Annotated in this window: 1 protein-coding gene (cut by a window edge); it reads right to left on the bottom strand. The window is 67.2% G+C overall.

Annotated elements, in window-relative coordinates:
- On the bottom strand, nucleotides 1-14,477 hold the 5' end (the start) of the coding sequence (locus tag ACFZAI_RS14170) for a DUF4347 domain-containing protein (RefSeq protein WP_391567454.1). It extends 17,596 nt beyond the left edge of the window; the window shows 14,477 of its 32,073 coding nt (coding positions 1-14,477); its start codon is at nucleotides 14,475-14,477; its stop codon lies off the left edge, out of view.

Here is a 14,477-nt window from a genome sequence, read left to right as displayed (position 1 = left end):
AGCGTGGTCGTGTTCGTCGCCTTGACGGACAAGCTGTCCGCCCCGCGCACGTTGGCGTCAATCTGCGTCAGGCCGTCCACCTGCGCGCGCGTCACGGCGCGCGTGGTGTTCGATGCGTTGGAACCGGCCGCCGCCAGCGCGACGCCGTTGTAGGCAATGCCCACCGCGCCCGCCACCACCACGGTTTCCAGCGTCTGGATTGTGTCGGCGGTGACGTTGATGGCGCCCAGGTTCGACACCTGCGTGTTGGACAGCGTGGCGCGTGCGCCCGCCTCTTGCGTAATGGTGTTTTCGGCCACCGATGCGCCGATGGCAAGCGAGCCGCCCGCCGCCGTAAAGGCCACGCTGGCGACCACCACCGTGGCCTTGATCGTGCCGCTCATGTCGGCATCAATGGTCAGCGCATTGGCGCCGTTGCCGCTGATACGCGAGCCGTTCATCATCGCGGTTGCGGACGAGCTGATCACGTTGCGCGCATCCGCCCCGCCGCCCGCCAGCGATATGCCGCCCAGGCTCACGCCCACGGCAATCGATGCCGCCACCGACACGGTGTGAATGCTGGCCTTGCTGTCCGCCTTGACGGTAATGGCCGGCGCGTTGACGAAGTTCACCCCGTCAACCTTGGCCAGCGCCGCATTGCCCACGTCGTTCTGCGCAAGCGAAGCGGCCACCGACAAGGACGCCGTCGCGCCCAGCGACACCGCCACCGAAATCGCCACGGCGGCAATCGTGCTGTCGATGCGCGCCACGTCCATCGCCACCACCGACACGCTGGCCGCGTTCCAGGCGTGCGCCTGATTCTGGTCGGTGATGCGGGCGGTGATGCCCGTCTTGATCTTATTGACGGCCCGCGCGCCCGCGCCGGCCCCCGACACCGCCAGGCTCGCGCCGTCCACAATGGGCGGCGCGTAGGCCACCGACACCGCCACCGCGCCCGCCACCACCACGGCGTCGATGCTTTGCTGCTGGTCGACGCTGCCGTCGGCCTTGAACGTGGCGTTGCTGGCGTTGACACGCACCGCGCCCGCCGTCACCGTGCTGCCGTCGATGAACGCCACGATCTCATTGACCGGACGGCCCGCGCCCAGCGCCACCACCTGGCCCGCGCTGTTGACGTCATAACCGATGACGTTTTCGGCCATGGCCACGCCGATGGACGCGGAAGCCGCCGCGTAATGGCTGACCGACACCGAGGCCGACATGCCCAGCACCACCGCGTTGATCTGCGACAGGCCCAGCGCCAGCACATCCAGCGCGCCCAGCGTATTGCCCGCGCCAGACGTATTGATGCTGGCATTCGAGATGCCCGCCTGCACGCTGGCCGAGATTACGTTGCGCGCCAGCGCGCCGCCGCCGCCAATGGCGGCATTGGCGCTATCGCCCACCGACACCGCGACCGATGCGCCCAGCACCACCGACGTAATGTCAGCCTGCTGCGTGGCGCTGACCGTCAGCGCCGCCCCGCCCGTTTCCACCGTGCCGCCCTGGATGTGGGCATGCACGGTGTTGAACACCTTGTTGACCGCCACGCTCGTGCCGACCGCAATGGCCACGCCCGCGCTGCCGGCCTGCACGCTGACCGCCCCGCCGATGGCGATGGCGGTAATCGACGCGCGGTCGCTGGCGGACACGGTCACGCCCTGGCTGCCGCCGCGCGTGCGAATGACGGCGTTGTCCACCAGCGCCTTGACGACGGTGCTGATGTCGCTGATGGCGACCGACACGCCCACGGACGCGCCCGCGCCCATGCCGCCTGCCGACACGGCCACGGCCAGCGCACCGGCTACGGTCACGATGCTGCCAGTGTTCTCGGCGTTGACGCGCACACCGCCGTCCATGACGCCGCCCGCCTGCGGGTCCACATTGCGCAGCGTGGCCTCGACCGAACCGCCGATGGTGTTGCCACTGCCCGCGCCCGCGCCGGCCCCGGCGAAACCCTGGCCCACGGCCACCGCCGCCGCCACGCCGATTGACGCCGACACGATGCGCGAATCATTGATCGCATCCACGGCGATGCCGTTGGCCGAGCCGATCTGCGTGCGCAGGCTCGCGTCGGTTGCCGACGTGCCATCAATATAGGCACGCGTGTTGTTGCGCACCGTGTTGTCGGTGGCCGATACGCCAGCCGCGATGCCCGCGCCGCTGCCCGGCGACACCGCCACGCCCAAGCCGCCCGCCACCGCCAGCACATAGCCGTCGTCACGCGCCTGCACGGCCACACCCGGCGCACCGCCCGAGGACAGCGCCTCGACCAGACGCGCGTTGCGGATGCCGGCTTCCGTTTTGCTGTTGACGCGGTTGATCGACACCGCGCCGCCGACCGACACGGCCGCCGTGCCCACCGCCACACTGCCGGCCACCGTTACGTTGTGGATCTGGCCGGTAAACAGCGACGCCACCTGCACATGCGCGCCGCGTACCGCGCCCTGCGTGTCGCGGATCAAGGCCGACACCGAGTGTTCGCGCACCGTGCCAGCCGGTGCGCCGCCCACGTAGTTGTAGGACAGGCTGGCGCCCACCGCCACGCCCGCGCCTTGCGAGCCCAGGCCCAAGGCCACCGCGCCCGCCAAGCTGTTGATGGTGGAAGCGTCGCTAGCTTGCACCACGATATCGCCGTCGGCCACCACGTCCTGGCCGCTGACGGTTTCGCCGATTTCAGCGGTGATGTTGTTGGCGATCCAGTTCAGTACCGCCGACCCGCCAAAGCCCACGTTGGCGCCTGAGCCACCCGCCGCGACCGCGCCGCTGACCGCCATGGCGGAGATCTGCGCATTCAAGCCCGGCGACAAATCATCGGGTTTGGCGAAGGTGGCCTGCACCACGATGTCGCCCGCCGCCGACAGCGACGAGCGCACCGCGCCCGCATACACCGTGTCGAAAATCTGATTCACAGCAAACGCCATGCCGGCCGCCACGCGGCCCCCCACCGACACCGACACATTGCCGGCCAGCGCCGAAATGCTGGCCATGTCGCGCGCGGCGATACGGATATCGCCCGTGGTCGCGGTGACCGCGGCGTCGCGAATCTGCGCGTGCACCGTGTTCTGAATCGTGTTGACGGCCACCGAGCCGCTCACCGCCACGCCCGCGCCACCCGCCAAGCCCACCGACACGTTGTAGATGCTGGCGCGTTCTTCCGCGCGCACCTGGACGGAATCCGCCGTGACCGTCGCCGACGCAATGGCGGCGCGCACGTTGTTGCGCATGTCCGCCACGCCTACCGATGCGCCGATGGCCGCCGACGCGCCTTGCGTCAGCGAAATGCCCAACGCGCCCGTGGCGGTAACGATGCGGCTGGCGTCTTGCGCCGACACCGACACCGCGCCGCTGTCCGCCAGCACCTTCGTGCCAGCGGCCGCGCCTGTGTTGTCGATGATGGCGGTGACGTCCGCGCGCGACAGGTTCACGCCAATGGCGCCCGCGCCGCCCAGCGACTTTCCGCCTGCGCCCGCCACGGTGATGCTCAGCATGCTGTTGGTCAGGGCATGGCCTTGGGTCAGCGAACCGATGTCCAGCGAAATCAATCCGCCGGAGGTGACGCGGTCCACGGCCTTCTGCAAGCTGATGCCGCCCGTGCCGGTTGCCGCGCCCAGCTGCATGGCGATGCCGTCTTGGGCATTTTCCAGCGAGCTGGCCAGTTGGTAGCGGAACGCGCCGCCCTGCGAGGCGTTGATCACGTAATAGCGCTGGCCGTCGACCAGGCCGGCAATGTTCGTGCCTTGGCTGCGGTAGATCACGGTGTCGCCCGTGGCCAAGCCGGCGTCGGCGGCAAACGTGAAACTGTTTTCGCCCGTCACCTGCGTCTTGCTGCTGCTGGCCGACAAGGTCGCGTCCGTGGGCGTGCCTTGCGTGATGCTGGTGTTTTGCGTGCCGTCGCTGCCCGTGCTGGTCGTCGTTTGCGACGTCTGGCGCTGCAACTCCACTTGCGTGAACGCGATCATCGCATCCGGGTTGACCGAGACCGGCTTGCTCTGCGCGTCCAGCACCTTGTTGCCGGCCGCGTCCGTCAGGAAATATTCGTAGCGCTTGGTGCCGGTATTGAACTCGGCCACATAGCCCCGCGCGGCCAGCGTCACCGCCGCGCCGTTCACGTCCTTGAAGCGCAGCGTGGTGCTGTCCACCACTTCCACCACGTAGACGCCGTCATTCGCCAGGCCGGTCAGCACGCCATTGGCGCCCACGCTGACCACCACCTTGTCGCCCGTGGCCAAGCCGTGCGCCTTGGGCAAGGTCAGGCTGCCATCGGCGTTCAGCACCGCGCCTGCGGGGTTGTTCACGCTGAAGCGCTGCAAGGCGCTGCCCACCGTGGCGCCGGACAAGTCGATCAGGTTGCCCTGGCCGTCGCGCAGCTGGAACGAGGTCTGATCGGCGCTCAGGTTGACCACGTAATAGGTCACGCCCACCTTCAACACATCCTTGCCTTGGGCCAGGATGCGGTTGGCCAGCACGTCGTCGATCTGGCCGTTGCTGCCCACCGACCCGCTATACACGATGGCCGAGCCTTCCTGCACACCCGCGAACGGCGCGTTCAGCGTCAGCGTGTTGGTGGCGGGGTTGAGCGTCACGCCCGCATCCACGCCGTGGAACGGTTGCAGGTTGACGCTCGTGGAATTCTGCATGCGCACATGGGCAAAGCCCACGGCGGCCAGATTGCTTACGCTGCTGAACTGCAAGGCCTTGCCGCGCAGCGCGTCTTCCTGCGTGTCCGCCAGCTGAATAACGGCTTCGCCATTGGCGGCCTCGCGGCGGATCACGTAGTACACGCGGTCGTTGCGCAGGCTGGAGCCATCGGCCAGCTTGATGTTGGCCGCGCCCGCGCTCAGGTAAATGCCGTCGCCGGTTTGCCAACCCGAGAATTCGCCGCCTGTGCTGCCAGTCTGGCCGGGCATGCCCGCGTTGCCGCTCGTGTCTTCTGTGCCGTTGATGACGGCGGCGGCGTTGCCCGTGAAGGTCAGCGTGCTGCCGCCCTGGTCCACCTTGATGTCGCTGCCGCCCACCGACAGCTGGTCGCCGCCGTTCAGTTGCGCATTGCCGCCCGCCGCCATCGGATCCACCAGGCCGGCGAACACGTTGACGTTGCCGGCCACCGCATGCACATCGCTGCGCAGGATGGCGGCCGTGACCTTCGGATTGGGCGTCGCGCCCGCGTTGTCCGCCACGTCCACGGTCGTAACCGCCGCGCCGGAATCGGCCAGCGTGCTGTTGTTAAAGCCCAGCAGGTTGCGGTCAAAGGCGGTGTTGCCGCCCATGATGTTGACCGCCACGGCCAGGCCCACCGCCGCGCCTTGGGTCGCGATGGAACCCGCGACCGTGATGGCGTACAGCGCCGAGGCGTCCGACGCGTTCACGCGCACGGCGTCGCCCGTGTAGCCCGTCTGGCTGCCGGCCTTGATGGTGCTGCCGCTGATGCGCGCTTCGGTTGCGCCGCGCATCATGTTGACGTTGACCGCCCCGGCCAACGCAAAATTCTTCGACAACGCGCCTGCCGCGCCCACCGACACCAGCAACGGCGACGAATGCGCCGACACGTCCACCTTGCCGGCAACGTCCACGTCCGCGTTTTCAATCAGCGCGCTGGCGCGTGAACTGACCTCGTTGACGCTGACCGATGCGCCCGCGGCAATCGAGCCGCCCGCCGCCACTGCCACGCCGCCCGTCACCGCCACCAGCGTGCTGTTCTCGGTGGCCGTCACCGTCAACGCCGTGGCGTTGATGCTGCTGCGCGCCGCGACCGCGCCATTGGCGTCGTAGCGCGGCAGCACATAGGCCGCCACGGCCGAGCTGATGCGGTTGACTTGTATGGAACCCGCGCCCGCGAACTTGGCCGTGCCCATGCCCACGCCGACGCCCACCGCGCCGCCGCCCAAGGACGACGTGTCTTCGGCGCTGATCTTCACCGCGCCGTGGCCCTGGGTATCCACGGTCGACCCCTGGATGCCCGCCGTGACCGCATTGCCGATCTCGTTGTAGCTGATGGCGATGCCTACGCCCGCCTTCTTGCCCACCCCCGCCGCGCCCGTGATGGCGACCAGCGTGGTCTTGTCCTGCGCGGTAACGTTGACGTCGTGGTTGCCGGTGGCTGCGCCGTCGTGCGTGACCTTGCTGTTGATCAGATAGCTTTCAATGCGGTTGGACACCACGTTGACGGACACCGAGCCGCCCACGCCCGCGCCGTCGCGCGCCATGCCCATCGCGCCGGCAAAGCCGACGACGACCTGGGTGGATTCCGCCGACACATCGATACGGCCCGTATACAGCAGGTCCGTCACCTGGCGGATGCCCGCCTCGACATTGCTGGTGCTGACATTGACCGCGATGGCCGCGCCCACGCCCGCCTTGCCGTCCGTCGTGGCGACAGCGCCCGCCACGGTCGCCAGCACGCTCAGGTCGCGCGCCTGCACCGTGATGTCGCGCGCCGATACCTTGGCCGCGTTGCTCAGCACGGCGATGTTGGCGTAGTCCGCCACGCCCACGGCGGCCGAACCCGCCACCGCCACGCCCTTCTGCCCCTTCGCCCCGGCCATGCCGGCGGCAATCGTCACCGCCACGCCAGTCCGGCGCGCGGCCAGAGCCAGGTTCGCTGTCACCGCCAGCTCACCCACCGCCATCACTTCGGCGCGGGCTTCGCCGCCCAGCATGTTCATGCTGTAGGCGCCCGCAATGCCCACGTTCGACTTCGCGGTGTCTGACTGCGCCAGCGCCGCCGACCCCGACAGGGCCAGCGCGTGCGTGTTGTTCAACGCCGTGATTGACGCATCGCCGCCGATCTTGATGACCATGCCCGCCGCATTGACGTAAGCCTGGGCAAAGTCGCTGACCATATTGACGGCCACCGCGCCCGAGATCGCCACGCCAGCCTTGGACGGCTGGCTGCTTGCGCCACCGCCCGCGCCGCCGCCCGCGCCGCCCCCAGCCCCCCCGCCCGCATCTTGCGTCAGCTGGCTGACCTGGTTGCTCAGCTCATCGAGCTTCGTCGCCACATCCGTAGACGACGACCCGTCGCCCTGGCTGCCAGGGGTTTTGATGGCCGACATATCGGTGCCGCTGCCGCCGCCGCTGCCGCCGCCGCTGCCACCGGAGCCTGTGCCGGTGCCGGTGCCTGCCCCCGCCACGGGGCTGGACACGCGCGAACCCGCCACCGCGAAGTTGCCGACAAAGCCCTTGTTTTCCGCACGCACCGACAGCGACGCCGCCGAGAACGAACCGGCCGGCAAGCCGGTGGGCGCGCCATCGGACACGCGCAGCGTGTCGCCGATCAGCGCCTGCGTCCAGCGGTTCACATCATTGATCGACACGCTCATGCCCACGCCCGCCGCCTGCGAACTGGCGGCGGCGCCCGCAATGGTGCCCACCCACGTGGCGTCGGTTGCCTGGATGACGGCCGCGCCGCTGGCGTCCACCGTCGCGCCGCGCCCCACTTGGGCCAGCGTGGTCGCGCTGGTTGAATTGACCAGCACCACGCCGTTGACCGCCAGCGTCTTCGCCTGGCCGCCCGAGGCGCCCAAGGTGACCGATATCAATTCGTTGTCGGCATTCACCGTCAGCTTGCCGGTGTTGATCACCGCCGTATCGCTGACGAGCGCACGCGTGTCGTGCTTTGCGGCGTTCACATACACCGACACGCCAATGGCCGAGCCTTCCTTCGAGCTGCTGCCGTAGTCAAAGCCTTGGTACTTCGGCGTCAGGAAGCCCTTGACCAGGTCCTTGCCGTAGCTCATGCGGCTTTGGCCGTCCGCCTTGGGATCGGCCTTTTGCAATGACTTCGCCCCGCCGATGGAGATCGACGGCAGGATGATGTTGCCCACCAGATTTAAGCGCTGCGAGGAATTCTCGGCGTCAACCGTGACGTCGCCCGCCGCGCCGCCCGCCAGGCGCGTGTCGATCTTGCCCGCCACGTTCGCCAGCGTCTTGGTGTCTTGCACCAGCACCGTGAAGGCGCCCGACAGGGCCAGCTTCTTGCTCTTGGCGGTGGCGCTGGCCCAGCTGCTGAAGCTGGACGAAATGCCGCCCGTGCTGGTCAGCGTGGCTTGCAGATTGTTCAGGAAGCTGGCGGCGGCCGTGCCGGCTACCGTCATCTTGGCCTTGGTGCCATCGGCGGCGTTCCACTTGGCGTCGATGCCATCGAACGGCGCGTACAGGTTCACCAGCCACAGCTTGTTGGGGTCGATCTGGTTCAGCGTGCTGGCCGTTACGTCCACGTCGCCGCCGTTCGTGGTGACGGTGGCCAGGTTGCTGAGGCTTGCCTGCGTCTTGACGTTGTCGATGCCGATGATCACCGCCGCCGCCGCGCCAAAGTCGGAGCCATCCGGCCCCGCCGCGCGTTCCGGCTGGTTGGTGGTCAGGTTGTTTTTCTTGTTCAGGAAGTCTTGCTTGTCGGCGATGGCCTGATCATCCACCCCGCTCATGACCGTGAGCTTGGTGTTGTACTGCGTCACCGCATTGACGGTGACATCGCCGCCCGCCGTGGTGACCGTGGCGGCGTTGACGCCGTTACCGATGCGGGCCGTGGTCGTGATGTTGGCCATCGACATGCCCAGCGCCGCGCCTACCTGAAACTCGGTGGACGGATTGTCGATTTCCTTCTGGATATCCGAGTCGTACTTGGCGCGGTCTTCGAAATCTTTTTCCTGCTTGATCTGCGTGATCTTTTCGCTGAACTTTCCGCCCCGGCTCTCGGACACCAGCGCGCTGAAAAAGGTCTTCACATACTGTGTGCCGGTACCCAAACCGCTCACCACGCCGCCCACAACGGGCGTTACCGTCTTCGCGATGGCGGCGTTCTTGGCTTCCGTTTGCGCCGACGTCAGATAGTCGCTGCCGGTGGCGGCGCGGCCGCCCAGAACGGTCTTGACCGCAATGGCGCTGCCCGTGTCCACCGCCTTGGCTTCAACGGTGACGTTGCCCCCGTTGCGCGTCACGATCGTGCCGTCCATGAAGGCTTCGGTGGTGAGCTGGTTGTAGGCAAAGCCCACCGCCACGCCCACCTTGGCCACGCTGGCCTTGTACTTGCCGGTTTCTTTCGACGGGTCGATCTTGCCGTCCGCGCCCTTCACCGGCTGGGTGTCGTCGCTTTCGGCCATCGCGCCATTGGCCGAGATTGAAATCGTGCTCTTGTGGTTCGTAATGGCCTGGATGGTGACGTCGCCGCCCACGCCGCTGACGGTAGCCGTCGTGGGGTTCGCCGTGTGCTGCAAGCCGGTTTCCAGGCGCGCGGTTGCACCGATATGCACCGTGGATTCGCTCAGCACAACCGCCACGCCCACGCCGATCACGGCAGGCACCGCGCCCATATGCCCCGGCAACAGGGCAATGGACATCTCGTTGGTGACTTCGGACTTGACGGTGATGCTCTTGGCGGCAAGCACCGTGCCTTGCACGTCGATGCGGGAGTAGTTTTGCAGCACGCCAACGGCAATGCCGGCAATCTTGGCGACCAGCGGGCTCAGCGTAACCGTGGCCGACGAGGTCGACTTGATCGTCACATCGCTGTTGGACACCAGCCGCGCCTGCGCGCCCACATTGATGGACGACTTGTAGGTGATGCCCGCCCACGACGCCATGGCGCTGGCGCCATCCAGGAACTTCATCAACGCGTCGAACGCGGAATTCACGCCACCGGCCAGCGTGCCAAGCACGCCACTTTGGTTAGCGGCGTTTTTGATCAGCGGGTCCAGATCGTAGTCTTTGCTGTCGATCTTGGTGGTCAAGCTGACGCCCGAACCGCCCCCGTCCTTGGCCCACAACGTGGCGTTGTTGATGGTGATGCTGGTTTCCAGCGTGTAGATCTGGGCGAAGCCACTGCGCCACGGGCGGTAGCGCTGCGCCGCCAATTCAACGGCGCCCGCCGCCAGCACGATGTTCGCGCCTGACGTCGCGCCTACCGTGATCTTCTCGCCTTCCAGCCGCAGGGTATGGGCCGTGTCGACCGTGATGTCGGTCAGCACCGAATACGATTGCCCGCGGATGATGACGTTGCGGCCCGTCACGGTCAGCGCCTTGTCGACCGTGCCGTTGCCGATGTCCAGCACATAGTCCAGCTTGTCGGTGTTGGCGCCCATCGTCACGCCAACAATCGAGCCGGTGGTGGAGATCAGGTTCGACAGGGCCGTGCCTGCGCCCAGCGCCATCACTTGCAGGCTGTTGCCCGCGCCGGCGTTCGACGCCAGCGACACCGTGACGGTGCCTGACGTGGTGTCGGCGGGCTGCGTCACCACAAAGGAGACGTTGCTGGTGTTGCCCTTCAAGGTGTCGTAACCGCCGCTGGTGGCCAGCGTGACGGGGTTGACCCAAGCGGACGCGTCCAGCGTGGTGGCGCCCGTGGTGTTGGTGGCGATGAGGGTGGCGTCAGAAAACGCGTTGCCGCCGAAGTTCACAATCGACGTGTTGCTGCCGCTATTGACGTAATGCAGGTTCGAGCCGCTCAACACCGCGCCCACGCTGGTGTTGACCACCAGGTGATTGCTGGCCGCGGTTTGCGTCGCAATGTTGTTGGCGATGCCGGTGTTGTTGGCCGACTGGCCGTAGTTGACGACAAAGGTGTTGTCGCCGCCGCCCGAGCGGATCATGGAATTCGAGCCCGCCAGCACGAACTCCGTCTGATGGCCAATCGCCAGCGCGGCGCCCGTCAACACGCCGCCGCTGGTGGAGCTGCTTTGCAGTTGGCCCGCCGCGATCAGGCCCAGCTTGTAGGCCGCGTCCGACAGAGTGACCGTGGAGTTCGACACCGTGCCGTCGGCGTTCAGCGCCGCCTGCATGCCCGGCGCCAACGAGAACACGCCCGAGAAGCCCGCCGCAATGGCGTCCTGGCTGTACGCCACCTGCAAGCGCCCTTGGGCGTCAAGGCTGGCCGTCAATGCGTACAGATAGTCCCATTGCGTGGTGGTGTCCGTGTTCGGAATCAGCTTGCCCGCGTTCGGGCCGCTGACAGCAATGCGCAACGGCTCGCCCGCCGCGTTGACCATGATGCCCGCGCCGATGGCGTCCAGCAGGTCTTGAATGGTGCGCACGCCTTCCAGGCCGACATCGACCCGCGCGTTCGCGTGGTTGGGAAACACGAACGCCAGCGCCGGGCCTTCGGCGGGCGTGTAGCCCGAGGTCAGGTCGGCCAGATAGGTCTGCGTGGTGACGCCCGTGAAGGCGGTGGTGTCCACGGTGTTGGCCGATGCCCCGCCCTGCACCACGAAGCGGAAGTCATTCACATTGGTGAATGCGCTGTTGATGGCGAGGCCGCCCGTGCCGATCGCGACCTGGCTGTTGTTCAGCGTGACGTTCTTGCCGCCCGTGGACAGCTCGATGGTGTTCGAACCGGCCGAGCCGATCACCTGCGTGGCGTAGGCGTTGCTGATGACGAAATAGTTCGACAAGCCGGCCACGCCGTCCAGCACCGCCGCGCCGGCAAAGCGCGAGGTGTCGATCCAGTTGCCGTATTCGCCGCTGACGATGCGGGCGCTGGTGATGCCGGTGTAGGTGGACGCGGTGGCCAGCGTTTCGCCGGCCGCGCGCTTGATCCAGGTGGTGGCGCCGCTTTGCTCGAACGACACATAGCCCACGCCGCCTGTCGCGGCCATCTGCGCGGTATAGCCCGCGCCGTCTATGCCCGTCAGGCCGTCGGCCGCCACGACCAGTTCGGTGGTGGCGTTAGCGCCCGTGCCGCCCGTGATGGCGTAGCGGCCGCCCAGCAGCATGACCTGATGTTTGGTGTTCGCGCCAGAGCCGGACTTGATGACGCCGCCCGCCATCAAGCCGCTGACCAGCACCGTGTTGCCGCTGAACGCCGACGCGTCAATCAGCGTCGAACCCAGGCCGCCGTTCAGGCGCGCGTCGCTGAAGACGCCATGCAGCGTGTTGGCCAGCACTGGCGCCGCCTGGCCCGCCGCCAGCGCCGTGCCGTCCGTTTGGTACGTCGCCGACAAGCCAGTGTTGGTCAGCGTGAAATTCCACTCGCCGTTCTCGTCCAGCGTGTTGCTCAAGGAGCCGGCCTGCGCCCAGAGCTCGTTTGCGCCCTGGTAGCCGGTAAACGTGTTGTGGCCCAAGCCGCCCTTCAGGACGTTGGCGCCCGCGCTGCCGATCAAGGTGAGATCGCCGCGATAATTCGTGCCATCAAGCGTAACGATGGTGCCCGCGTGCGCGGCCGTGCCCGCCGCTGCGGTGGGGTCGATGGTGCGATAGTCCTGCAAGGTCACGGCGTTCACGCCGCGCAGGGTCACCGTCGTGGCGGCTCCTGCGCCCACGGGCGTGTTCGTCAGCGTGGCCGAGGTCTTGTCGCCGCTTAACGTGGCGTTGCTGTCCACGCCCGCGATGTATTCGGTGGCGCCGCCCGTGGCCAGGTTGCCGATCACCAGATCGTTGCCGCCGCCGCCGCTGATGCGGTTCTGGCCGCGGCTATTGGCCACGGTAATGATGTTGTCGCCCAGGCTGCCGACGATGTCGTTGCCGTAGGTGCCGCCTGCGCCGATGACGTTGCTGATGTTCAGCACGCCGGCCATCCCGCTGGCGTCGTACAGGCCGGTGTTGCCGTCCTGGAAGTTCAGGTTGACGGTGACGTTGTCTTCGTAGGCCGAGTAGTCCAGCGTGGTCTTGCCGGCCACGCCGAAGAACATCTGCACATCAAGATTGCTGACCAGCGCGGTGGCGCCATTCAGGTTGTTGACGCTGCCGTCGGCGGCCACGCCCGCGCCCAGGTACACGGAAATGCCGCCGCTTGTTTGCACGCGGGCCGTGACGTCAACGCCATATTGGGAGAGGTCCAGGGTGTTGCCGCTTTGGCCAGCCTGCTGGGTCAGGGTGAAACCGATGGCGCCGCCTGCAACGATGTAGGTGTTGCCGCCGCCGCTGCCGCTGATGATGTCTTGCGAGTGGTTGATTGTGACGGTGGTGTCGCCCACCACCGTGATCTTGTTGCCGCCCTGCGTCGAACCTTTGACGCCGCTGATCGCTCGCACATAGCCGAATCCGGTCGGCGGCGGCGGCGGAACGTCTTCGCCATTGGCATCCGCCGTGGGGCCTGACAGGTCCACCGTGACGCCGGTGGCGTACCCGCTGTAGTCCAACAAGGTCTTGCCGTCCAGCGCGGTGCCGATCAGGTTGAAGGTCTTGCCGCCGATCTTCAGGCTTTGCGTGCCGTCGGCCGACTTGAACACCACGTTCACGGTGTGCTGCGTCCAGACGTTGGCGGCGTCCACCGTCGAGTACTGGATCTGGTAGGCGTCGTCGTTGCTGATGATGGCAGTGACGTTGCCCTTGATGGCCGAGAAGTCCAGCGTGTTGTTGCTGTTCTCGTCGTCGTCGTTGCGCACCCAGACGCCGTTTTCCTGCTTCATGCCCTGGCGCACTTCAATCGTGGTGACCGCAGCGGTGGAGCTGTTGTTGAAGACGAAGGTGTTGTTGCTGCCGTAGCCGATCAGGTGGTCGTTGGTGGCCACGCCCTGCAAGGTCGAGCCGCCCGATTGCAGGCCGGTGGCGCTCGCCATCACGCCGTTCCAGCTGGCGACCGTGACCGAGTTGGTGTCGATGACGCCGTTGCGGTAGTCCAGCACCCAGTCGCCGCCCAATGCGGCGCTGCCGACCGTGTGCGTCGCGGCGGCCACGTCTGCGCGCGTAATGGCGGACAGGCTGTCCACGAAGGCGATGCCGCCCTTGCCGGCAGCCACGTTGCAGCCGTACAGCAGCAGGTCGCCGTCGTCGGACAGCGCGTCGCCCCAGGCGCGCAGCTGTTCCTTGTAGGTGTCGAGCTGGCCTTCGCCCAGCGTGGCCGTGCCCAAGGTCAGCGAGCCGGCGCTGCCGTGGCTCATGATCTGCACCGCGGCCAGGTCCTTGTGCTGGCCCAGAATCTGCGTGATCTGGTCCACGCCGTCGTAACGGCCGTCCAGCACGATGATCTCGGTGTCGTGCGCGCGCAGCACCTGCACTTGCGGGCCGTCGCCCGTGGGTTTGATCAGGCCGTCCAGGCCTTCGGTCTTGCCGCTGATCAAGCCATACAGGCCTTGCACGATCTGCTCGGCGTTATCGACGGCGGGGTCTACGAAGATGATCTGGCGCACCGGCGTCTGTTCAGACTGCGTGGTGTAGCCGGCAATGTTCGCCGCCAGCGCGGATGGCTTGGCCGAGTTGGCTTCCTGGCCGGGCAGCCAGGCCTTGGCGTCGCCCTGGCGCGTGGCGTTGGCCTTGGCGTATTGGTCCAGCGTCAGCATCTCGCTGTGCTGCGCCACCGCCTTGAAGGCCGCGCGCTCGACCAGATAAGGATGCGTGCCGGGCGCGCTGGGCTTCTTGCCCTGATGCGCGCCTGCGGCCGGATCGGCCGGCGCCACCACGGGCGCCTGCTCGCTGGTAGGAGGCGGCGGCGGCACCAGCAGGTCGGCCGACATGAGATAACGGCGCTCCAGCGCCTCGAAGAGAGGCCGCCTGCGGAACAAGGATTGCTGCACCTCGCGGGAGGAACGGCCGGTCCACAGTTTGCGCGCCAGTTTCTTCATGCTCAT

Source organism: Achromobacter sp. NPDC008082 (genome assembly GCF_042957345.1).
Taxonomy (GTDB): domain Bacteria; phylum Pseudomonadota; class Gammaproteobacteria; order Burkholderiales; family Burkholderiaceae_B; genus Achromobacter; species Achromobacter kerstersii_A.
This window is presented reverse-complemented; position numbering and strand designations above follow the sequence as displayed.